This window comes from Rhizobacter sp. P1_G5 (assembly GCF_056405435.1).
In genome coordinates, this window is the sequence record NZ_JBFUCB010000002.1 from 1 (window position 1) to 23242 (window position 23242).

Below are 23242 nucleotides of genomic sequence, written 5' to 3' on the forward strand. Positions count from 1 at the left end.
CCTTTTTGGCTACGTTCGTCGCCCGGCACTGGGCCGACTTTCTGCGGCACTACCGCAAGTCGCGTCTCAGTGCGAGCCATCCGAGGTTTCTTCGGGCAGCTGGTCGCGCGGCCTGCATCCCGTCAATGCAGAGACTCCACGAGCGCAAGATTTTGGAGTCCGCCGGCTTCCGGTACATGCTCCGGACAGACGTATCTCGGTTCTTTCCAACCGTTTACACACACTCCGTTCCGTGGGCACTGCACACCAAACCAGTCTCCAAGCGGAACCGAAAGATCACGGCCAAGTACTTTGGGAATCTGATCGACCAAGCCCTGCGACAGGGGCAAGACGAGCAGACGATGGGGCTGCCGATTGGGCCTGACACCTCCCACGTCATCGCAGAGGCCATCGCCGTTGCAGTTGACCTCTTGCTGAAAACGTCGCTGAAGTCGTGGCCCGCCGGTTTCCGCTACGTGGACGACTATTTTTTGTTTTTCCCAACGATGGCCGAAGCAGAGGCGGCGCTCGCAGCACTATCAAGAGCCCTGAAGGAATTCGAGCTTCAGATCAATTTCGAGAAGACCCACATCGGCCCAGTCTCGGAGATTGCTGACGACTATTGGACGCATCAACTGCGGGGCTTCGATATCGACAAGGGCGCCCGAAAACAAAAAACCGACATCCATCACTTCTTCGAGCTTGCCAGGGACCTCGCGGCAAAAAATGCTGATGAGAACGTCATGWCGTATGCGCTGAAGCGCGCTTCCTCTGTGCTTATCAAGCCAGAGAACTGGGAGGCATTCGAGGCTCATATCTGCCACATTGCGCTGTCTCACCCGAACACGTTGCAGACGATTGCGCAGATTTTCGCAACGTATAAGTTCCACGCCTACAAGCTCAGTGGCCGACGCATTCAGCGCACCCTGAATGCACTGATCGTCGAGCATGCGGGGCTAGGTCATCACAGCGAGGTGGCCTGGTGCCTCTGGATGTGCAAGGAGCTTGATGTCAAACTTGAACAGGCTGGCGTTGACCTTGTTGCAGCGATGCAAAGCTCGGTGTGCGCATTGTTACTGATGGACTTGGCCGTTTCCGGGAAGCTAGACAAGGCCCCCAAGGAGTCGTTCTGGCGATCAGTTGATGGTCCGGATTCCCTGCACGAAGAGCTTTGGCTGATGTGCTATGAGGCTGGTGTTCGTGGATGGGGCGGTTTCACGAATGCACGAGTGTCGGCTGACGGTCATTTCGTGATGCTTCAAGCCCTCGGGGTTCACTTCTACGAACCTACCGCGACTTCAAAATTGCTGTTCAACGTCAAGCCGGGCACGCTCGAAAAATTTAGCTTCACCGATTTCGATGATTTGTTCGAACGCGACGATGCAGACGACTACCTTGAGTACGAAGCCGGGGACGGCGGTTACGAGGGTGTCATCTTCGATGAAAACGAGGACGGAGCCGACGACAAAGATGACGACGAAGAGGAGCCCGGTGAAGAGGAACAGGACGAGGAGTTCTACTTCTAACTCCGGCACGGGTGCCATTCAACAGACCTCCGCCCGATCTGGCGAATCAGTCAGGGCAGGCCGCTCGTCCTGCTCCGAGACAGTAGTCGGAGTTCCTTAGCAAGCGTGACAGACGAAACCGCGTAGGGCTGAAATTGGCCCGGCGACCAGCATTAACGACCGGCATGCCGGTCGTCCCTTTCTATCACCTTCCGCGTCAATGCTTTTTCACTAACTCGGCAGGGTTTTCACTTTCCGTGTCACCCGACACGGTCACGCGTCGATGTTCGCCGCCCTCAACGCATTCGCCTCGATGAACTCCCGGCGCGGCTCCACCTCGTCGCCCATCAGCATCGTGAACACCCGATCCGCCTCGATCGCGTCGTCGATCTGCACCTTCAGCAGGCGCCGCACGGTCGGGTCCATCGTGGTCTCCCACAGCTGCGCCGGGTTCATCTCGCCCAGCCCCTTGTAGCGCTGGCGGCCCACCGCCGACTCCGCCTGCTGGATCAGCCAGGCCATCGCCTGGCGGAAGTCGCTGACCTTGGCGTCCTTCTGCTTCTCGCCCTCACCGCGCTTGACCACCGCCTCGCTGCTCACCAGCCCCTTGAAGGTCTGGCCCGCCGTCGACAAGGCCTCGTAGTCGGCGCCGTGCACGAAGTCGGCGCTGATCACGCTGCTCTTGCGGTTGCCGTGGTGCATGCGGCTGATGCGCAGGATGTGCTTGTCGGTGCGGGCATCGAACTCGGCCGTCACCTCGGCATCGTGCAGCGCCGCCTTCAGCGCCGCCGCCGACACCTCGGCCGCCTCCAACGTGTCCAGGTCGAGCGCCAGGCCGTTGGCCATCGCGCGCAGCGCCTCGATGTCCATCCAATTCGACAGCCGCTCCACCACGTTGTTGGCCATCACGTACTGCCGTGCCAGCGTCTCGAGCGTCTCGCCCAGCAGCACCGTGCCGCCGACACCCGTCTCGAGCTTCGCATCCTTCAGCGCCACCTTCAGCAGGTAGGCGTCCAGCTCGTGCCCGTCCTTCAGGTACTGCTCTTCCTTGCCGAGCTTCACCTTGTAGAGCGGCGGCTGCGCGATGTAGATGTGGCCGCGCTCGACGATCTCCGGCATCTGCCGGTAGAAGAAGGTCAGCAGCAGCGTGCGGATGTGCGCGCCGTCCACGTCCGCGTCGGTCATGATGATGATGCGGTGGTAGCGCAGCTTGTCCGGGTTGAACTCGTCCTTGCCGATGCTGGTGCCCAGCGCGGTGATCAGCGTCAGGATTTCATTGCTCGTCAGCAGCCGCTCGAAGCGCGCCCGCTCGACGTTCAGGATCTTGCCGCGCAGCGGCAGGATCGCCTGGAACTTGCGGTCGCGACCCTGCTTGGCCGAGCCCCCTGCGGAGTCGCCCTCCACGATGTAGATCTCGCAGAGCGCCGGATCCTTCTCCTGGCAGTCGGCCAGCTTGCCCGGCAGGCCCATGCCGTCGAGCACGCCCTTGCGGCGCGTCATCTCGCGCGCCTTGCGGGCCGCCTCGCGCGCCCGCGCCGCCTCGACGATCTTGCCGCAGATGATCTTCGCGTCGACCGGGTTCTCCAGCAGGTAGTCGGTCAGCGCCTTGCTGACCACGTCTTCCACCGGGCCGCGCACTTCGCTGGACACCAGCTTGTCCTTGGTCTGGCTGCTGAACTTCGGCTCCGGCACCTTCACGCTCAGCACGCAGCACAGGCCTTCGCGCATGTCGTCACCGGTGATCTCGACCTTGGCCTTCTTCGCCAGCTCGTTGTCCTCGATGTACTTGTTGATGACCCGCGTCATGCCGGCACGCAGGCCCGTCAGGTGGGTGCCGCCATCACGCTGCGGAATGTTGTTCGTGAAGCAGAGGACGTTCTCGCTGTAGCCGTCGTTCCACTGCATCGCCACTTCGGCGGTGATGTTGGTGTTCTGGTCGGACAGCTTGTCGCCGGTGGCGTGGAAGATGTTCGGGTGCAGCACCTTCTTGCCGGTGTTGATGAAGTCGACGAAACCCTTCACGCCGCCGATGAAGGCGAAGTTGTCTTCCTTGTTGTTGCGCTCGTCGACCAGCCGGATCTTGACGCCGTTGTTCAGGAAGCTCAGCTCGCGCAGCCGCTTGCTGAGGATGTCGTAGTGGAAGTCGATGTTGTTGAAGATCTCGTCGTCCGGCAGGAAGTGCACCTCGGTGCCGCGCTTCTCGGTCTCGCCGGTGATCTTCATCGGGCTCACCTCGAAGCCGTCGCGCATCTCCAGCACGCGGTCCTGCGGCACGCCCTTGCGGAACTCGATGAAGTGCGTCTTGCCGTCGCGCCGCACCGTCAGGCGCAGCCACTTCGACAGCGCGTTCACGCACGAGACACCCACCCCGTGCAGGCCGCCCGACACCTTGTAGCTGTTCTGGTTGAACTTGCCGCCGGCGTGCAGCTCGGTCAGCGCGATCTCGGCCGCACTGCGCTTGGGCTCGTGCTTGTCGTCCATCTTGACGCCGGTCGGGATGCCCCGGCCGTTGTCGGTGACGCTGATCGCGTTGTCGCTGTGGATCGTCACGACGATGTCGTCGCAGTAGCCGGCCAGCGCCTCGTCGATCGAGTTGTCGACCACCTCGAACACCAGGTGGTGCAGCCCGGTGCCGTCGGAGGTGTCGCCGATGTACATGCCCGGGCGCTTGCGCACGGCCTCCAGGCCTTCCAGGATCTGGATGCTGCCTTCGCCGTAGGCGCTCGACACTGCATCTGCAGCCGCCTTCTTGGCGGCACCGTCGTCGGGAGTGTTCAGGGAATCGGTCATCGCGGTGTTGAACTCATGGAATGCACAGGGTACGGGCGGGCGGCACGCGGATCGTCAGATCCGCATCGGCATCACCACGTACTTGAAGCCCGCCTGCTCGGGCACGGTGAACAAGGCGCTGGAGTTGGTGTCCTGCAGCTCCAGCTTGACCATCTCGACGCTCATGTTGGCCAGCGCGTCCATCAGGTAGGTGACGTTGAAGCCGATCTCGATCGCGTCGCCGTCGTAGTCGACCTCGAGTTCTTCCTTGGCCTCTTCCTGCTCGGCGTTGCTCGACGCGATGCGCAGCACGCCCGGCTCGATGTTGACGCGCACGCCCTTGAACTTCTCGCTGGTCAGGATGGCGGCGCGCTGCAGGCTGGCCAGCAGCGGCGCACGGCCGAGCGTCACGTGGTTCTTGTGGTTCTTCGGGATCACGCGGTTGTAGTCGGGGAACTTGCCCTCGACCAGCTTGGTGACGAACTCCATGCCGCTGAAGCTGAACTTCGCCTGGTTGCCGGCAAAGCGCATCTCGATCGGGCTGTTCTCCTTGTCGTCCTTCTCGTCCTTCAGCAGCCGCTGCAGCTCGAGCACGGTCTTGCGCGGCAGGATCACCTCCTGCTTCGGGATCTCGACGTCGAGGTTGGCCTGCGCGAGCGCCAGGCGGTGGCCGTCGGTCGCGACCAGCGTCAGGCTCTTGCCCTCGGCGACGAACAGGATGCCGTTCAGGTAGTAGCGGATGTCGTGCACCGCCATCGCGAAGTGCACCTGGTTGATCAGCATCTTCAACGTCTTCTGCGGCACGCTGAACACCGGGCCGAAGTCGGCCGCTTCCTGCACCAGCGGGAAATCGTCGGCCGGCAGCGTCTGCAGCGTGAAGCGGCTCTTGCCGCCTTGCAGCGTCAGCTTGTTCTGCGCGGTGCTCAGCGTGACGATCTGGTCGGCCGGCAGCGAACGCAGGATGTCGATCAGCTTGCGCGCACCGACGGTGGTCGCGAAGTTGCTCGCGTCGCCCTCGAACTCGGCGGTGGTACGCACCTGGATCTCCAGGTCGCTGCTGGTCAGCTCGACCTGGCTGCCGGTTTTGCGAATCAGCACGTTGGCCAGGATCGGCAAGGTATGCCGACGTTCGACGATGCCGGACACGGCCTGCAGGGCTCCCAACACTTTTTCTTGCGCTGCCTTCAAGACAATCATGTCAACCTCTTAATTTAGTCGTCTTAGTAGAGGAAACGCGTTCCTTGTGGAGAACGCCATTTTCCCCTTTTCCATCAACCGCTTACAGACCTCGAAACCCTGTGCGCAGAGGCCCCTGAACTTCGGGACTCGCGCACAACAACTTCCTGGAACCCGCCTGGCCTGTGGACATCTCCGGTGTTGTTCGAGAGTTGTCCCCAGGCTTGTGCTTTGACATCCCCGCGCGTTGGTGTCAGTCGAAACGTTCAGCCCTTCAATGTCTGTTCCAGCACGTGCAGCTGCTGGTTCAGTTCGGTGTTCTTCTGGCGCTCGCCGGCGATCTTGCGCACCGCGTGCAGCACCGTCGTGTGGTCGCGCCCGCCAAACAGCTCACCGATCTCCGGCAGGCTCTTCTGCGTCATTTCCTTGGCCAGGTACATCGCGATCTGGCGCGGCCGGGCGATGCTGGCCGGGCGCTTCTTGCTGTACATGTCCGCGACCTTGATCTTGTAGAAGTCGGCCACGGTCTTCTGGATGTTCTCGACGCCGACCTGGCGGTTCTGGATCGACAGCAGGTCCTTCAGCGCCTCGCGGGCGAGCTGGATGTTGATGTCCTTGTGCGAGAACCTTGAGTACGCAAGGATCTTGCGCAGCGCGCCTTCGAGCTCGCGCACGTTGGCGCGCACGTTCTTCGCGACGAAGAAGGCCACGTCCTCCGGCATCGCGGTGCCCTCGGCATCGGACTTGCGCATCAGGATGGCCACGCGCATCTCCAGCTCTGGCGGCTCGATCGCCACCGTCAGGCCGGCGTCGAAGCGCGAGGTGAGCCGCTCGTCGATGTCCACCAGCCCCTTCGGGTAGGTGTCGCTCGTCATGATGATGTGGGCGCGCTTGGCCAGCAGCGCTTCGAAGGCGTTGAAGAACTCCTCCTGCGTGCGCTCCTTGCCGGCGAAGAACTGCACGTCGTCGATCAGCAGCAGGTCGAGCGAGTGGTACTTGGCCTTCAGCTCGTCGAAGGTCTTGCGCTGGTAGTTCTTGACGACGTCGGTGATGAACTGCTCGGCGTGCAGGTAGAGCACGCGGGCGTCGGCGCGGTCGGCCAGCAGCGCATTGCCGACGGCATGCACCAGGTGGGTCTTGCCGAGGCCGACGCCGCCGTAGATGAAGAGCGGGTTGTACATCTGCCCGGGCGCACCGGCCACGTGCAGCGCCGCGGTGCGGGCCATCTGGTTCGCGCGGCCGGCGACCAGCGAGCCGAAGGTCAGCGCGGGGTTCAGGCGGTGGCGCGGCAAGGCCGCATTGGCGGCGGAGGGGCTGCGCGGTACGGCGACGGTGGGCGCACCCACCGTCGCGACCTCGGCGCCGCCGCCATGGCCGATGCCGCTCGACCGTGCCGGCCCGAGCGCGCGGGCGATCGGCACCGGGCCATCGCTGCGGAATCCGCTGACCGGCACCGGGTTGTCGCGCGGCGCGAGCATCAGGTCGAGCCGCACCGGCTTGCCGGCCAGCTCGCTCAGCACGGCCTCGATGCGGCCGGCGTACTGGTTGCGGATCCAGTCGAGCTTGAACCGGTTGGGCACACGCAGTGATGCCACCGCGCCGGAGATGCCTTGGTCAGTGACGTCGGCAGCGGGCAGCGGGCGGATCCAGGTGTTGAATTGTTGTTCGGGCAGTTCGGCTGCCAAACGCTCGCAGCCGCGCTGCCAGAGATCAGCGCTCATGTTGTGGAAAAGTTCTTCTCGGAGCGGCCGGATTCTACGGTGCAACGGGCCCGCCGGGCGAGGTTATCCACAGTCTTGTGCAGCCGGATGAAACCGGCGCGCGGGCGCATGCCACCGTGTAAGTCTTTGACTTGGCAGGGGGTTTTTGGTGTAATAGTGGGTTTCCCGAAGGCCCGGCTCTTGTGACCTTGATGATCAAGGTGAGCAGCATGCAGGGTCGAGTCGTGTGGTGATCACATTGAAGATCACATGGCTTGGGACCCCCTTCAGCAGGACTGATCATCATGAAACGCACCTACCAAGCTTCGAAGACCCGCCGCGCCCGCACCCATGGTTTCCTCGTGCGCATGAAGACGCGCGGCGGCCGCGCCGTCATCAACGCGCGCCGCGCCAAGGGCCGCAAGCGCCTGGCCGTCTGAGGCCTGTCGCTGTAAGCGCAACAGCAGCCGCAGTCAGCGCATCCACGGCGGCACCCCCCGTTTCGGCAACGGGTGCGGCGTTGGATGCAGCAACGCCGGCCGTGGCGTCCAGGGCGTCACCGTGATCGGGCGAATCGTTCAATCGGTTGATTTCGAGCGCGTGCTCGCGGCGCCCACCCGGGCCCGCAGCACGCATTTCGCCGTCCATTTCCTCGCCGCCCGGCCTGCTGTCAAAGTGGCCGCTGTTCGTGCAGCTGCCCACAAGTTGTCAACAGGCGAGGCACCTCAACAGGGCAAAGCTGTGGATGACTTGCCTGAAGGCGCCTGCTGGCTGGGTGCGGTGGTGCCCAAGCGGCATGCCCGCCGGGCCGTCACGCGCAACCTGCTGAAGCGTCAGATCCGTCGCGTCGTGCATGCGCAGGCCGGCTTGCCGAGCGGCTTGTGGGTGATCCGGCTGCGCAGCCCGTTCGATCGCAAGCTGTTCCCGAGCGCTGCATCCGACGCGCTGCGCACCGCGGCTGGTACCGAGCTGCTGGCGGTGATGGCGCGCGCTGCCCGGACCGGAGCCTGACGATGTCGCGGCTGGTCGTGCAGTTGAAGTCCGCGCCGCAACGCCTGTTGATGGCGCTGGTGCGCGGCTACCGCTTCTTCCTGAGCCCGTGGCTCGGCAGCGCGTGCCGTTTCGAGCCGACCTGCTCGGTGTATTCGCTGCAGGCACTCGAGCGGCACGGCGCGATCGGTGGCAGCTACCTGACGCTGCATCGGCTGGCGCGTTGCCACCCGTGGTGCAATGGCGGCCACGATCCGGTGCCCGAGCGGCTGGCCGGCCTGTTCACCCGCCTTGAGGCGCAGCGTTCCGGCCCCAACTCCGGCGCAGCTGCGGCCTCCCGTCCCCCTTCTTCCCCCCTTTCCCGCGAAGAGACTCTTCCATGACCGATATGCGCCGCACCCTGCTGTGGGTGGTGTTCTCGATGTCGCTCGTCCTGCTCTGGGACGCGTGGAGCCGGCACAACGGGCAACCGTCGCTGTTCGGGCCGCAGCCGGTGACGGCGCCGGTCGCCGCAGCCGGTCCCGGCAGCGCCCCGGCCGGCGTGCCGGCGGCCCCGGGATCGGTCGCGTCGACCACGGCGGCCGTGCCCGCTGCGCCGGCGGCGTCGGCGGTGCTGGCCGAGCGGGTCGAGATCCAGACCGACCTGGTGAAGGCCACGCTCGACAGCAAGGGCGGCACGCTGGTGCGCGTCGAGCTGCTGACGCAGCATGAGCAGCTGCAGAAGGACCTGTGGCAGAAGGTGCAGGAGCTGGTCGGCCTCGCGCCGCGCCATGACGAGCAGTTCGAGAAGAAGAACGTCGTCGTGCTCGATGAATCGGCGCAGCGCCTGTATGTGGCGCAAAGCGGCCTGATTCCCGCGGCGGGCGGCAGCGGCCTGCCGAACCACCTGACGGTGATGAGCCTGGTGCCCGGCGAGCGCAAGTTGAAGGATGGCAGCAACGAGCTGCAGGTGCGCTTCGAATCGCCGGTGGTCAACGGCGTCAAGCTGGTCAAGACCTACACCTTCAAGCGCGGCGACTACGTGATCGGCGTGCACAACGAGGTCACCAACGCGTCGGGTGCGCCCGTCAATGCGCGGCTGTACCTGCAGCTGGTGCGCGACGGCAACGACGGCACCGGCGGATCGAGCTTCTACTCCACGTTCACCGGCCCGGCGATCTACGACGAGACCAAGCACTTCACGAAGGTCGATTTCAAGAGCATCGAGAAGCGCGGGCCGAAGGACGTGCCCGATCACGTGACGACGGCCGAGACCGGCTGGGTCGCGATGGTGCAGCACTACTTCACCTCGGCCTGGCTGATCGACAAGCCCGACGCGAAGCAGCCGCGCGAGTACTTCACCGGCAAGGCCGACGTGACGAACGACGTCACCGGCGGCCCGGCGCACGTCTACCAGGTGGGCATGACGGTGCCGCTGGGCGACATCGCGCCGAACGCCACGAAGACCTTCGACGCGCAGCTGTTCGTCGGCCCGCAGGAAGAGCACAAGCTCGCCGAACTCGCCCCCGGCCTCGAGCTGGTGAAGGACTACGGCTACTTCAAGGTGCTGTCCGAGCCGCTGTTCTGGGTGCTGACCCAGCTGCACAAGCTGATCGGCAACTGGGGCTGGTCCATCATCTCGCTGGTCGTGCTGCTGAAGATCGCGTTCTACTGGCTCAACGCCAGCGCCTACCGCTCGATGGCCAAGATGAAGGCCATCAACCCGAAGGTGATGGAGCTGCGCGAGCGCCTGAAGGACAAGCCTCAGCAGATGCAGCAGGAGATGATGCGCATCTACCGCGAGGAGAAGGTCAACCCGATCGGCGGCTGCCTGCCCATCATTGCGCAGATGCCGTTCTTCATCGCGCTGTACTGGGTGCTGCTGTCGACGGTGGAAATGCGCAACGCGCCGTGGATCGGCTGGATCACCGACCTGTCGGCCAAGGACCCGTACTTCATCCTGCCGCTGCTGATGACGCTGTCGAGCCTGCTGCAGACCTGGCTGAACCCGACGCCGCCGGATCCGGTGCAGGCCAAGATGATGTGGATCATGCCGCTGGTGTTCTCGGTGATGTTCTTCTTCTTCCCGGCCGGCCTGGTGCTGTACTGGCTGACGAACAACATCCTGTCGATCGCGCAGCAGTGGCTGATCAACAAGCAGCTGGGCGTGCTGGGCAAATAGCAACCTCAGGTTGCCCCCGCGCTTGCGGCCCCCCAAGCGGGGGCTTGTTGCAAGAGGCGGTCGGCGCGACGATCCAGCCATGGAATGACGGCAGCTCGCCGCCCTTCCACCAGTTCAATGCGGGGCAGACCCGCTGCCGTGATCTCGGCAGCGGCTCGGGAGGATGATTCGGATCGCAGCATGCTGCACCGGCGCTTCCCCCCGCGCCATCTTCAACCCGGGCCACGCCGTGTGCGTGCCCGGGTTTGTCGTTTCTGGACGGCCTTCCAGGACAATCACCGCCATGCTGCCGCGCCACCACGACCCCGTCATCGCCATCACCACCGCGCCCGGCCGCGGCGCCGTCGGCATCGTGCGTGCCTCGGGCCGCGACCTGAAGCCGCTGGTCGACGCGCTGTTCGGTCGCGCACTGGCGCCGCGGCACGCCACCTACCTGCCCTTCACCGATGCACAGGGCCAGGTGATCGACCGCGGGCTGGCGCTGTACTTCCCGGCCCCGCATTCGTACACCGGCGAAGACGTGCTCGAACTGCAGGCGCACGGCGGCCCGGTCGTGCTGCAGTTGCTGCTCGCGCGCTGCCTGGAAGCCGGTCGCGCGGTCGGGACAGGGACAGGGACGAGGATGGGGCTGCGCCTGGCCGAGCCGGGCGAGTTCACCGAGCGCGCCTACCTGAACGACAAGCTCGACCTCGCGCAGGCCGAAGCCGTCAGCGACCTGATCGAAGCCAGCACCGAGGCGGCGGCGCGCTCGGCCAGCCGCTCGCTGAGCGGCGCGTTCTCCGACGAAGTGCATGCGCTGCGCGATCGGCTGGTCTCGCTGCGCATGCTGGTCGAGGCGACGCTCGATTTCCCGGAGGAAGAGATCGACTTCCTGCAGAAGGCCGACGCGCTCGGCCGCCTGCGCAGCATCGCGGCCGATGTCGCGGGCGTGCTCGGCCGCGCGCGCCAGGGGGCGCTGCTGCGCGAGGGCATGCAGATCGTGCTGGCCGGGCAACCGAACGTCGGCAAGAGTTCGCTGCTGAATGCGCTGGCCGGCGCCGAGCTGGCGATCGTGACGCCGATCCCCGGCACCACGCGCGACAAGGTCAGCGAGACCATCCAGATCGACGGCGTGCCGGTGCACGTGATCGACACTGCCGGGCTGCGCGAGGCCGGCGACGAGGTCGAGCGCATCGGCATCGCGCGCAGCTGGGAGGCGATCGAGCGGGCCGATGCGGTGCTGTTCCTGCACGACCTGACGCGGCGCGGCGAGCCGGGCTACRACGCGGCCGAGGCGCAGATCGCGGCGCGGCTGCCCGCCCCGCAGCGCGACGGCGAACGCATCGTGCACGTCTACAGCAAGAGCGACCTGGCGAAGGTGCAGGATCTGCCAACCGGTGCAGGCCACCACCTCGCGCTGTCGGCCCGCACCGGCGAAGGCCTGGACGCACTGCGCCGCCTGCTGCTGCAACTGGCCGGCTGGCATGCCTCGCCCGACGGGTTGTTCATCGCGCGCGCCCGCCATGTCGACGCGCTGCGGCACACCGCGGAGCATCTCGCGTTGGCACTCGAACTCGCGACCTCGCCCGACCCGGCGCTCGACCTGCTGGCCGAAGAACTGCGCCTTGCGCAGACGGCGTTGTCGCAGATCACCGGCGAGTTCACGTCAGATGACTTGCTGGGCGAGATCTTCAGCCGCTTCTGCATCGGCAAGTAGCACTTTTTGTCACACGGGCCCCGACAGACGGGACCGTGACGGTGACCGACGGGCACAACTTTTGCCATGCGCTGTTGTGGTGCCCGTCACACACGCTGATAATCGCGTCACTTTCACGCACTTGTCCCGCAAGTACGCGTCACACCACACAGAGGACACGATGGAACTGCAGCAGCTGGTACAAGCGATTCAGACGTTGAATGCGGAAGACGCCTTTCGCGCGCGTTTGACGCTCGACCAGTGGCGGGTCATCGGGCCCTACCTCACGCGCCACGACATCCGCGCCGGCGACCTGCTGATCAAGCAGGGCGACTCCGACCGGAGCATGTATTTCCTCGGCCAGGGCTCGCTGCAGGTCTTCGTGACCGGCGGCCCGCCCGGCAGCAACCGCATCGCGATCCTGCGCGCCGGCTCGGTGATCGGCGAACCGGCGCTGTTCCTCGACGGCCCGCGCATGGCCAACGTCGAGGCGATGACGCCGTGCATCGTGTGGGCGCTGCGCGGCCCGCGCCTGGAAGAGCTGGCCCAGCGCACGCCGGCCCTCGCGCTCGAGCTGGTGCGGGCTGCCGGCTCGGTGATGGCGCTGCGCATGCGCGCCAACATCACGCGCCAGACCCCGATCACCTGAGTCGGATCCTCCGGCCCCGGGCGGGCGTCAATGCCCGCCGAAATCGACCAGCGTGAACAGCGGCAGCCCGGCCTCGCGCAGGCGCTGCGAGCCCTGCAGCTCCGGCAGGTCGACGATGGCCGCGCCTTCGATCACCACCGCGCCGAGCCGCTGCAGCAACCGCATGCCGGCCATCATCGTGCCACCGGTGGCGATCAGGTCGTCGACCAGCACGATGCGGTCGCCGGGCTTCACCGCATCGGTGTGCATCTCGACGGTGGCCGAGCCGTACTCCAGCTCATAGGTCTCCTGCACCGTCGTGAACGGCAGCTTGCCCTTCTTGCGGATCGGGATGAAGCCGACGTTGAGCTCGTAGGCCAGCACCGAGCCGATGATGAAGCCGCGCGCGTCGAGCCCGGCGATCGCGGTCGGCCGCACGTCGAAATAGCGGTGCACGAACTCGTCGATCAGGATGCGGAAGGTGCGCGGATCGGCCAGCAGCGGCGTGATGTCGCGGAATTGCACGCCCGGCTCCGGCCAGTCGGGCACGGTGCGGATGCTGCGCTTGATGGTGTCGCGCGCTGATTCGAGGGGGCTGGCTGCGGTCATGGGGGATTCACCGTCGGTGAGCGGGGCGCCATTGTCCCGCACGCGACAGCCCGTGACGGGAAATCCCGGGCGACGCCATCGTGCGTGCCGACTAGTCTCGATCTGCCACTCGGCGCCCACACCAGGAGACACCCCATGCATCAGCGACACCTGCTGAGGATGACGGCTTTCGCCGCCGCCTCCACCCTGCTGTTCTCCGCCTGCGGCGGTGGAGACGACGGCCCTGCCCCGGCGCCTGCGCCGGTCCCCGAGGAGACGCGTGCACAGGATGGCCGCACCGCGTTCACCGCCGATCCCGCGGCGCTCGCGTTCGACGCGCTCGCGGGCCTGGCCGTCGAGACCGACCGCTGGACCGGCGTGCAAGCCGGTGCCGGCTACCGCGTCGAGGTGCCGAAGACCGGCTGGAACGGCAAGCTCGTGATGTATGCGCACGGCTACGTCGGCACCGGCAACGCGCTCGTGGTGACGAACCCGTCGATCCGCCGCTACCTGCTGGAGCAGGGTTTCGCGTGGGCTGCATCGAGCTACGGCAAGAACTTCTACGACGTGCGCGCCGGCGTCGAGGACACCAACGCGCTCGCGCAGGCCTTCGTGCAGATCGCAGCGGCCAACGGCCGCACGCTGGCGGCGCCGACCCGCACCTACCTGATCGGCCATTCGATGGGCGGCCACATCACCGCGGCCGCGATCGAGGACGAGGCGGCCGCGACCGCGGTCCACAAGCAGAAGTACGACGGCGCGGTGCCGATGTGCGGCGTGGTCGGCGACACCGAGCTGTTCGACTACTTCGCCGGCTACCAGCTCGCGGCGCAGCAACTGGCCGGCGTGCCGGCGACATCTTTCCCGACCACCGACTGGGCCACGCTGGTCGCCGACGTGCGGACCACGTTGTTCGCGAGCCAGACCTCGTTCACGACGCCCACCGCGCAGGGCGCGAAGCTGAAGGAGGTGGTGATGAACCTGACCGGCGGGCCGCGGCCGATCTTCGACCAGGGCTTCGCGAACAACGGGCTGCAGAACGTCGTGTGGGGCACCTTCGGCGGCGACGGCAGCATCAACGGCATCCTGAACAGGAGCGTGGTCGACACGAACCGCTTCAGCTACCGGTTCACCGCGAGCGATGCGGTGCTGGCCTCGTTCAACGCGTCGATCGTGAAGGCGACGGCGGTACCCGATGCCAACCGGCTGCGCACGGATGGCCTGCGCTGGATCCCGAAGGTGAACGGCGAGTTCAAGATCCCGGTCGTCAGCCTGCACACGCTGGGCGACCTGTACGTGCCGTTCCGCATGGAGCAGGTCTACCGCGAGCGTGTCGAGGCGAAGGGCAACGGCGGCTGGCTGGTACAGCGGGCGGTGCGCGCACCGAGCCACTGCGACTTCACGGTGGCCGAACAGGTCGGCGCGTTCTCGGCGATGGTGGCGTGGGCCGAGACCGGCGTGAAGCCGGCCGGCGATGACGTGACCACCGCGGCGACGGTGGCCGACCCGGGCTATGGCTGCACCTGGACCGTCAACGCCGGCGGTGCGGACGACAACCCGACGACGATCGCGACCCGCGCGCTGATGCCGGCCTGCCCGGCGCCGTGAAACAGCTCAGCGGCCGAGCAGCTTGCTCTCGGCCAGGGCGAGCGGCTCCGGCAGCCCCGACAGCACCAGCGTGTCGCCGCCGGCCAGCAGCAGCGCGTCGTGCGGCTTCGTCACCGCGCCCGACGCGCGGCGCACCGACACCACGGTGACGCCCACCGCATGCAGCGCCAGCGCCGACAGCGGCTGGCCGATCCAGCTGCCGGCCGACGGCATGCTGACGCTGAGCAGCCGTGCCTGCTGCCGCTCGTCGACGGTGTCGTCGTCGGCGCCGTGGAAGTAGCCGCGCAGCAGCCCGTAGCGCGCATCGCGCTGGTCCTGCACGACGCGGATCACGCGCCGCATCGGCACGCCCACCAGCGCCAGCGCATGGCTCGCGAGCATCAGCGAGCCCTCGATCGCCTCGGGCACCACCTCGGTCGCTCCAGCCGCCTGCAGCCGCTCGATGTCGCTGTCGTCGAGCGTGCGGACGATCACCGGCACCGTCGGCGCGTGCGCCTGCACCAGGTGCAGGATCTTCATCGCCGACGGCGTGTCGTGGTAGCTCACCACCACCGCGCTGGCGCGTGCCAGCCCGGCCGCCATCAGGCTCTGCAGCCGCGCGGCGTCACCGAACACCACGCTCTGCCCGGCCGCGGCGGCCTGGCGCACGCGGTCGGGGTCGAGGTCGAGCGCCATGTACGGGATGCGCTCGCCGTCGAGGATGCGCGCCAGGCTCTGCCCGCTGCGGCCGTAGCCGGCGATGATCACGTGCGCCTCGGTGTTGATCGCGCGCTTGGCGATGCTCGTCATCGCGACCGACTGCATCAGCCAGTCGCTCGAACTCAGGCGCATCACGATGCGGTTGCTGTACATGATGATGAACGGCGTGGCCAGCATGCTCAGCACCATGCTCGCGAGCACCGGGCTCTGCAGCGGGGCCGGGATCAGGTGCTCCTGCGTCGCCAGCGTCAGCAGCACGAAGCCGAACTCGCCGGCTTGCGCCAGGTACAGGCCGGTGCGCAGCGCGACACCCGGCGCCGCGCCCGCCAGCCGCGCCAGCAGCGTCACCAGCGCGAACTTGAACAGCACCGGCAGCACCGTCATCGCCAGCACCAGCGGCCATTGCCGCAGCACGATCTCGACGTCGAGCTTCATGCCGATCGTGATGAAGAAGAGCCCGAGCAGCACGTCGTGGAACGGCCGGATGTCGGTCTCCACCTGGTGCTTGTACTCGGTCTCGGCGATCAGCATGCCGGCCACGAAGGCGCCGAGCGCGAGCGACAGCCCCGCATGCTCGGTCAGCCAGGCCAGGCCGAGCGTGACCAGCAGCAGGTTCAGGATGAACAGCTCCTCGCTCTTGCGCCGCGCCACCAGCGTGAGCCACCAGCGCATCACGCGCTGCCCGCCGACCAGCAGCACGGCGAGCACCAGCACCGCCTTCAGGCCGGCCCAGGCCAGCGCCGGTGCCAGCGCATCGGGCGATGAGCCGAGCGCCGGGATCAGCACCAGGAACGGCACCACGGCCAGATCCTGGAACAGCAGCACGCCCATCACGCGGCGGCCGTGCTCGCTCTCCAGCTCGAGCCGCTCGGCCATCAGCTTGACGACGATCGCGGTGCTGCTCATCGCCAGCGCCCCGCCCAGCGCGAACGCGCTCTGCCACGACAAGCCCCAGCTGCGCCCGACCTGCGCCAGCCCCCAGCCGAGCAGCACGTTGCCCGCCAGCGCCGCCAGCACCGTCATCGCGACCTGGCTGAGGCCGAGGCCGAACACCAGCCGGCGCATGCTGTTGAGCTTCGGCAGGTTGAACTCGAGCCCGATCACGAACATCAGGAACACCACGCCGAACTCGGCCAGGTAGGTCATGCCGGCCGAATCCTTGGCCAGGCCGAGGGCATTCGGGCCGATCAGCACGCCGACCGTCAAATAGCCGAGCATCGGCGGCAACTTCAGCGACCGGCACGCCACCACGCCCAGCACCGCGGCGATGAGATACAGCAGGACGAGTTCGAGTGTGGATGCCATGAAGTCGCTGTCGCAACGTGCGTGCCTACAATCGCCTGATCCTATCGGACCGAAGCTTCTCTCCGTGCCCCTGACCGCCCCTCCCGCCGATTCTTTTGATGCCGAACGCGTGCTGCAGCTGGCGCGCGAGACCTTCGACATCGAGGCCCGCGCGCTGCTGGCCTTGCACGCGCGCCAGGGCGACAGCTTCGTGCAGGCGGTGCGCGCGATGCTGCAGTGCAAAGGCCGGGTGGTCGTGATGGGCATGGGCAAGAGCGGGCACGTGGGCCGCAAGGTCGCGGCCACGCTGGCCTCCACCGGCACGCCCGCCCTCTTCGTGCACCCGGCCGAGGCGAGCCACGGCGACCTGGGCATGGTGACGCCCGGCGACGTGGTGCTCGCGATCTCCAATTCGGGCGAGAGCGACGAGCTCGCCGCGATCCTGCCGGCGCTCAAGCGCCTGGGCGTCACGCTGGTCGCGATGACCGGCCGGCCCGACTCCAGCCTGGCGAGCCATGCCGACATCACCATCAGCAGCGCCGTCGACCAGGAGGCCTGCACGCTGAACCTCGCGCCCACCGCCAGCACCATCGCGCAGATGGCGGTCGGCGACGCGCTGGCGGTCGCGCTGCTCGATGCGCGCGGCTTCCGCGAGGAAGACTTCGCCCGCTCGCACCCGGGCGGCAGCCTGGGCCGCAAGCTGCTGACCCACGTGCGCGACGTGATGCGCAGCGGCGACGACGTGCCGCAGGTGCCGCCGGCCACGCCCTTCGTCGACACGATGCGCGAGATGACGCGCAAGGGCCTGGGCGCCACCGCGGTGCTCGGCGAGCGCGGCGAGATCCTCGGCATCTTCACCGACGGCGACCTGCGCCGCCTCGTCGAGCAGGGCCGCGACCTGCGCGCGCTGACCGCGGCCGACGTGATGAGCCCGAGCCCGCGGCGCGTGCGCAGCGATGCCCTTGCGGTCGACGCGGCCGACCTGATGGAGCTGCACCGCATCACCGTGTTGCTCGTCGTCGACGCCGACGACCGGCTGGTCGGCGTCATCAATACCAACGACCTGATGCGCGCGAAGGTGATCTGATGGCCCTGGACGACATCACCCCGGTGCTCGGCTTCCCGCCTGAGCTGCTGCTGCGCGCGCAGGACATCCGCGCCGCGATCTTCGACGTCGACGGCGTGCTGACCGACGGCCGCATCTACATCAGCGAGCGCGGCGAGGAGTTCAAGGCCTTCAACACGCTCGACGGCCACGGGCTGAAGCTGCTGGCCCAGGGCGGCATCGCGCCGATCGTGATCACCGGCCGCGATTCGCCGGCGGTGCGCCGGCGCGTCAACGACCTGGGCATCGCGCATGCCGTCTACGGCGTGCACGACAAGCTGGCCGCCGCGCAGCACCTGCTGACGACGCTCGGCATCGGCTGGGATGCGGTGGCGGCGATCGGCGACGACTGGCCCGACCTGCCGCTGCTCGCGCGCGCCGCACTGGCCTGCGCGCCGGTCAACGGCCATGTCGAGGTGCGGGCGATCGCGCACCACGTCACCACGGCGGCGGGCGGCCATGGCGCCGCGCGCGAGTTCTGCGACCTGCTGCTGTCGGCCACCGGCCGCTATGCCGCGCTGCTGCGCGGCCACCTCACCACGCTCGATGGCGGAAGCTGACGCTGCCGCCCAGGCCAGCCGCCCCGGCGCGCTGGCGCCGGCCGTGGCACGCCCGGGCGGCCGGCGCACGCCGCAGCCGCTGCGCTGGCGGCTGGTCGAGCTGCTGTCGTCCTACCTGCCGCTGGTGCTGATGGGCGTGCTCGCGATGGGCACCTGGTGGCTCGTCAAGAACACGCCGCTGTCCGACGACCCGCGCATCGCCGCGCCGCTGCGTCACGTGCCCGACTACGAGATGCGCCACTTCGCGCTGCAGCGCTTCACGCCGCAAGGCCAGCTGCGCGCGCAGATCGAGGGCGACGTGCTGCGCCACTACCCCGACACCGACACCGTCGAGATCGACAACGTGCGGCTGCGCGCCGTCGGCACCGACGGCCGCGTGCTGCACGCCACCGCGCGCCAGGCCATCGCGAACGGCGACGCCACCGAGGTGCAGCTGGTCGGCCAGGCCGAGATCATCCGCGACGGTGTCGACGGCGGCCCGCCGATCAGCTTCCGCAGCGAGTTCCTGCAGGCCTTCATCGACACCGAGCGCATCAAGTCGCACCTGCCGGTCACCATGACCCAGGGCGGCACCGAGCTGCGCGCCGACAGCATGGAATACAGCCACCTCGACCGGGTGATCAAGTTCGGCGGACGCATGCGGGCCGTCTTCAGCCCCCGGGAATCCAAATGAGCGGCGATCGCCTCGTCTTCATCACCGGCGCCTCCAGCGGCATCGGCCAGGCGCTCGCCTGGCGCTTCCACCAGGCCGGCTACCGGCTGGCGCTGGTGGCGCGGCGCACCGACGAGGTCCGCAAGTGGGCCGATGCGCAACGCCTCGACGCGTCGCGCTTCGCGGTGTACGCCGCCGACGTGCGAGACATCGACGCAATCACCGCGGCCGGGCGGGCCTGCATCGCGGCGCAGGGCCTGCCCGATGTGGTGATCGCGAACGCCGGCATCAGCGTCGGCATCGACACCGCGGTGTTCGACGACCTGGCGGTGATGCGGGCGACCTACGAGACCAACAACCTCGGGATGGCGGCCACCTTCCAGCCGTTCATCACCGCGATGCGGGCGCGGCGCAGCGGTGCGCTGGTCGGCATCGCGAGCGTGGCCGGCATCCGCGGGCTGCCCGGTCACGGCGCGTACTGCTCGAGCAAGGCGGCGGTGATCGCCTACTGCGAGAGCCTGCGCGGCGAACTGCGGCCCGACGGCGTCAAGGTCGTCACGCTGGGCCCGGGCTACATCGACACGCCGCTGACGCGCGAGAACCGCTACGGCATGCCGTTCCTGATGCAGCCCGAGGTGTTCGCCGACCGGGCCTTCCGCGCGATCGAGGCCGGCGTCACCTACCGGGTGATCCCGTGGCAGATGGGCGTCGTCGCGAAGCTGCTGCGTGCGCTGCCGAACTGGCTGTACGACCTGGCGCTGGCCGGGCGGCCGCGCAAGAAACGCCAGGGCGAGTGACGGTTTCACCCCGTTCGGCGGGGTCGTGCGTATCAGCCTTCACCTGAACTTTCACGTGAGACGCCCGATGCGCCGTTCTTCCGTTCTGCCCGTGTTGACCCTGTCCCTCCTGTTGGGAGCCCTCACTGCCTGCGGCCGCGGCGGATCGATGGAGGCCGACAGCGGCACCCTCGAGGGGGCGGCGCCGGCCCCGGCGCCCGCCGCGTTCGGGAAGGCCAAGCGCGCGGCCGCTGCCGAGCTGGCGCAATCCGCGAAGGCCGGCGCCGACACGGCCAGCGAGGTGCGCCGCTACGTGGCCGTGCGCCACACGCTGCAGATCTTCACCGCGGCCGACGGCGTCGAAGCCGCCTGGCGCGATGCCACCGACGCCTGCACCGCCGCCGGCTGCGAGGTGCTGAACGCCGCGCTCGAGCGCAACGACGAGCGCCGTCCCGCCACAGCGACGCTCGAGGCGCGCGTGCCGCCGCAGCAGCTCGAGGCCTTCCTCGCGCGGATCAGCGGCCTGGGCCGCACCGGCCTGAACGCGCGCACCGCCGAAGACAAGACCGACACCGTGCTCGACACCGAGGCGCGGCTGAAGAACCAGACCGCGTTCCGCGACCACCTGCGCGTGCTGATGGCGACGCCCGGCGCGAAGCTGAAGGACCTGATCGAGGTCGAGCGCGAGCTGGTCCAGGTGCAGAGCGAACTCGACAGCCTGGCGTCGCAGCGCAAGGTGCTGGCCAACGAGACCGAACGGGTGCACGTGTCGATCAGCTTCGGGGCCCAGCCCTCGGTCATCGAGACCGGCATGTGGCGGCCGGTCACCGATGCGCTGCGCGGCGCGGGGCATGTCATCGCGTCGAGCATCGGGGTGCTGATCACTGCAGTGGTCGGCCTGCTGCCGTGGGGGATCGCGCTGGTGCTGGCGGGCTGGGGCGTGCGGGCCGCGTGGCGCCGCCGCCGGCGCGCCCGCTGAGCGCGGACAGTTGCGGAGGACGCGCCGCAGTTGCACTCCCTGTTGCAAACCTATACTGCGCGCCTCCCTTCGTTCCGGTCCTCCCGATGAACCTCTCGCGCTGGCGCTGGTGGGCGCCTGCGGCCTGTGCCTTTGCGCTGCAGGCCTTCACGGCCGAAGCGCCGGCCCAGGAGGCCGCCGCGCAGCTGCCGCACCCGCGCGCGTCCAGGCTGCTCGCCGACGACCCGCCGCTGGTCATCGACGGCCGCCTCGACGACGCCGGCTGGCGCCATGCCCCGGTGCACGATGCCTTCGTGCAGTACCTGCCGGTCGACCGGCTGCCGGCGCCGCTGCGCACCACGGTGCAGGTGCTGGTCGACGAGCACGCGATCACGTTCGGCATCCGGGCCTACGACCCGCAGCCCGAGCTGATCCGTGCCCCGTTGCTGCGCCGCGACCAGGTGCGCCGCGACCAGGATTTCGTCTCGGTGATGCTCGATGCGGCCGGCACGCGCCGCTCGGCGCAGTTCGTGCGCGTCAACGCGGCCGGCGTGGTGGCCGACGGCATGTACATCGCCGAGACCGACACCGAGGATTTCGCACCCGATTTCGAGGTGGATGCCGCGGTGCACCGCGAAGTCGACGGCTACAGCGTCGAGATCCGCATGCCGCTGCTCGGCCTGCGCTACCCGTACGAGGGCGGCGCGCCGTGGCGGATGATGGTCGGCCGCAGCGTGCCGCGCGAGGCCAGCATGCTGCTGCTCAGCGCGCCGCTGACCAAGGACGCGCTGAACTTCATCGCCGAGCTGCAGCCGGTCGACGGGCTCGAGGACGTGACGGAGCGGGTGCGCGAGCGCTCGTTCCTGACGGTGCGCCCCGAGCTGACGATGCGCTCGACGCGCGGCAGCGAGCCGGCCGACCGCACCTCCGTCGGTGCCGAGATCAAGTGGCGCCCGCGCGCCGACTGGGTGTTCGATGCGACGCTGAACCCCGATTTCTCGCAGGTCGAGCTGGACGTTCCGCAGCTGGCCGGCAACACCCGCTTCGCGTTGAGCGTCGAGGAAAAGCGGCCGTTCTTCCTCGAAAGCACCGATGTGCTGGACCTGCCGCTCGCCTCGTTCTACTCGCGCTCGGTGACCGATCCGCGCTGGGGGCTGCGCGCCACCTGGCGCGGTGCCGAGGCTGACGCGACCGGCCTCAGCCTGAGCGACGACGGCGGCGGGCTGGTGCTGCGGCCGGGCGCCTACGGCACCGGCGTCGCGCTGCAGGACCAGCGCTCGCAGGCCACGCTGCTGCGCGCTCGGGTGCACGGCGAGGCGCTGAGTGCCGGCGGGCTGGTCTCGGTGCGCCGCTACGAGGCCGCGCGCGAGAACCGCGTCGCCGGTGCCGACCTGCTGTGGCGCCGCACCGCCGAGGAGCAGCTGCGCCTGCGGGCGCTCGGTTCGCAGACCACCGCGCTGTTCGACGCCGATGGCGCGCCGTCGGCCGGCKCGCCGGAGGACGGCCGCTACCTGTGGGCTGCGTGGGCGCGGCGCGTGCCGGGCTGGAACCTCAACGCCGAGGCCGCCGAGATCAGCCCGCGCTTTCGCAACGACAACGGCTTCGTCGAGCAGGCCGGCGTGCGCTCGCTGCAGGCCGAGGCGATCCGGCGCTTCGGCGAGGTCGCGCTGCCCGGCATCAACCTCTACGAATTCGAGGCCTACCTGTGGGCGCAGCAGCGCACCGCGCTCGCCGACCCGCGCGAGGGCATCGCCGACGGCGAGCTGGTGTCACGGCGCCTGCACCCCGGGCTGTGGTGGTCGGCGGCGTACAACACCGAGGCATCGGTCGAGTGGCGTGCCCACACCGAGCGCGTGAAACCGGTGTCGGCAGGCGGTCAGGCGCACCGCACGAACGCGCTGGCGCTGACCTACGGCGTGAACCCGGCGCCGTGGTTCACCCGTTTCACGGCCGAACTGGAATGGGGGCAGCGCATCGATGTCGAGGCCGATCGGGTCGGCCGCGGCGCGGTCTGGCTGCTCGAGGCCAAGCTGCGCGGCAGCCTGCCCAACGGCTGGGGCGTCGAATCGGAACAGCGCGCCGAGCAGGGCTTCGTGCGCGGGCCCGACGGCCGCCGCGCGCTGACCGACACCGCGCTGCAGTGGCTGGCCGTGCTGCACCTCGATGCACGCGATTCGGTGCGGGCGGTCTGGCAGCGCCATCGCATCGACCGCGTCGCCGACGATGCCGCCGGGCTGGCGGCGGCGCGCGAGCGGGACACCGTGGGGTCGCTGGTGGCCCAGCACCGCATCGGGCTGGGCCGGGTCTTCAGCGTCGGCATGAGCCGCCAGCGCCCGGGCGTGAGCGCGCCGAAGGACACCGAGGTGTTCGTGAAGGCGGCCTTCGCGTTGGAGCTCTGATTGGGGCTCTGACGCGACGGGCCATGAAAA

The 23242-nt window shown here is 68.1% G+C and carries 19 protein-coding genes; 14 read left to right on the forward strand and 5 right to left on the reverse strand.

Annotation, left to right across the window (positions count from 1 at the left end):
• Positions 1-1505: RNA-directed DNA polymerase (locus AC1D12_RS00240; protein ID WP_477838325.1), on the forward strand; the 1505-nt coding region annotated here is incomplete at its 5' end.
• A 252-nt stretch (positions 1506-1757) separates the two neighbouring features.
• On the opposite strand, the gene gyrB is transcribed toward AC1D12_RS00240, so the two are convergent.
• The 3 genes from gyrB to dnaA form a co-directional block, all read right to left on the reverse strand.
• A complete protein-coding gene (gene gyrB / locus AC1D12_RS00245) occupies positions 1758-4274 on the reverse strand; it encodes a DNA topoisomerase (ATP-hydrolyzing) subunit B (protein ID WP_477838327.1) in 2517 nt (838 codons plus the stop codon).
• A gap of 54 nt (positions 4275-4328) precedes the next feature.
• The gene (dnaN, locus tag AC1D12_RS00250; RefSeq protein WP_477838329.1) at positions 4329-5450 is read right to left on the reverse strand and encodes a DNA polymerase III subunit beta; all 1122 of its coding nucleotides are present in this window, start codon (positions 5448-5450) and stop codon (positions 4329-4331) included.
• Positions 5451-5695: 245 nt separating this feature from the next.
• Positions 5696-7150, reverse strand: coding sequence for a chromosomal replication initiator protein DnaA (gene dnaA / locus AC1D12_RS00255; protein ID WP_477827634.1), 1455 nt, complete (start codon positions 7148-7150; stop codon positions 5696-5698).
• A gap of 284 nt (positions 7151-7434) precedes the next feature.
• Between dnaA and rpmH the strand changes: the two genes are divergently transcribed.
• The 6 genes from rpmH (at position 7435) to AC1D12_RS00285 (ending at position 12604) form a co-directional block, all read left to right on the forward strand.
• Positions 7435-7569, forward strand: coding sequence for a 50S ribosomal protein L34 (gene rpmH / locus AC1D12_RS00260; RefSeq protein ID WP_047486751.1), 135 nt, complete (start codon positions 7435-7437; stop codon positions 7567-7569).
• Between the two features lie 121 nt (positions 7570-7690).
• Positions 7691-8140 carry a ribonuclease P protein component gene (locus AC1D12_RS00265; RefSeq protein ID WP_465110104.1) on the forward strand — a complete coding sequence of 150 codons (450 nt, stop codon included), beginning with the start codon at positions 7691-7693 and terminating at the stop codon, positions 8138-8140.
• A 2-nt stretch (positions 8141-8142) separates the two neighbouring features.
• Positions 8143-8502 carry a membrane protein insertion efficiency factor YidD gene (gene yidD, locus AC1D12_RS00270; RefSeq protein WP_477838331.1) on the forward strand — a complete coding sequence of 120 codons (360 nt, stop codon included), beginning with the start codon at positions 8143-8145 and terminating at the stop codon, positions 8500-8502.
• The gene (gene yidC / locus AC1D12_RS00275; RefSeq protein ID WP_047503791.1) at positions 8499-10280 is read left to right on the forward strand and encodes a membrane protein insertase YidC; all 1782 of its coding nucleotides are present in this window, start codon (positions 8499-8501) and stop codon (positions 10278-10280) included. Before yidD ends, yidC begins: the two co-directional genes overlap by 4 nt.
• 283 nt (positions 10281-10563) lie before the next feature.
• Complete coding sequence (gene mnmE / locus AC1D12_RS00280; protein ID WP_477838334.1) at positions 10564-11976, forward strand: tRNA uridine-5-carboxymethylaminomethyl(34) synthesis GTPase MnmE; 1413 nt, start codon at positions 10564-10566, stop codon at positions 11974-11976.
• 160 nt (positions 11977-12136) lie between these two features.
• Complete coding sequence (locus tag AC1D12_RS00285; protein ID WP_047503796.1) at positions 12137-12604, forward strand: cyclic nucleotide-binding domain-containing protein; 468 nt, start codon at positions 12137-12139, stop codon at positions 12602-12604.
• Positions 12605-12631: 27 nt separating this feature from the next.
• Here AC1D12_RS00285 and AC1D12_RS00290 read toward each other — a convergent pair whose 3' ends face one another.
• A complete protein-coding gene (locus AC1D12_RS00290) occupies positions 12632-13192 on the reverse strand; it encodes an adenine phosphoribosyltransferase (protein ID WP_047503799.1) in 561 nt (186 codons plus the stop codon).
• Between the two features lie 135 nt (positions 13193-13327).
• Between AC1D12_RS00290 and AC1D12_RS00295 the strand changes: the two genes are divergently transcribed.
• Entirely contained in the window at positions 13328-14779 is a 1452-nt protein-coding gene (locus tag AC1D12_RS00295) for an alpha/beta hydrolase family protein (protein WP_477838336.1), read from the forward strand.
• 6 nt (positions 14780-14785) lie between these two features.
• Here AC1D12_RS00295 and AC1D12_RS00300 read toward each other — a convergent pair whose 3' ends face one another.
• On the reverse strand, positions 14786-16783 hold the full coding sequence (locus AC1D12_RS00300; RefSeq protein WP_465110109.1) for a monovalent cation:proton antiporter-2 (CPA2) family protein: 1998 nt from the start codon (positions 16781-16783) through the stop codon (positions 14786-14788).
• Between the two features lie 70 nt (positions 16784-16853).
• On the opposite strand from AC1D12_RS00300, the gene AC1D12_RS00305 reads away from it, so the two are divergent.
• From AC1D12_RS00305 to AC1D12_RS00330, 6 genes are all read left to right on the forward strand, one after another.
• Complete coding sequence (locus tag AC1D12_RS00305) at positions 16854-17849, forward strand: KpsF/GutQ family sugar-phosphate isomerase (protein ID WP_477825724.1); 996 nt, start codon at positions 16854-16856, stop codon at positions 17847-17849.
• A complete protein-coding gene (locus tag AC1D12_RS00310) occupies positions 17849-18427 on the forward strand; it encodes a KdsC family phosphatase (RefSeq protein WP_047503808.1) in 579 nt (192 codons plus the stop codon). Before AC1D12_RS00305 ends, AC1D12_RS00310 begins: the two co-directional genes overlap by 1 nt.
• Positions 18414-19100 (forward strand): LPS export ABC transporter periplasmic protein LptC, encoded by a 687-nt coding sequence (lptC, locus tag AC1D12_RS00315; RefSeq protein ID WP_082004273.1) that lies wholly within the window; start codon positions 18414-18416, stop codon positions 19098-19100. Before AC1D12_RS00310 ends, lptC begins: the two co-directional genes overlap by 14 nt.
• Positions 19097-19876 (forward strand): SDR family oxidoreductase, encoded by a 780-nt coding sequence (locus AC1D12_RS00320; RefSeq protein WP_047503811.1) that lies wholly within the window; start codon positions 19097-19099, stop codon positions 19874-19876. Before lptC ends, AC1D12_RS00320 begins: the two co-directional genes overlap by 4 nt.
• 94 nt (positions 19877-19970) lie before the next feature.
• Entirely contained in the window at positions 19971-20834 is an 864-nt protein-coding gene (locus tag AC1D12_RS00325; protein WP_477824628.1) for a DUF4349 domain-containing protein, read from the forward strand.
• Positions 20835-20920: 86 nt separating this feature from the next.
• Positions 20921-23212, forward strand: coding sequence for a carbohydrate binding family 9 domain-containing protein (locus tag AC1D12_RS00330; protein WP_477838339.1), 2292 nt, complete (start codon positions 20921-20923; stop codon positions 23210-23212).
• Positions 23213-23242: the final 30 nt, after the last annotated feature.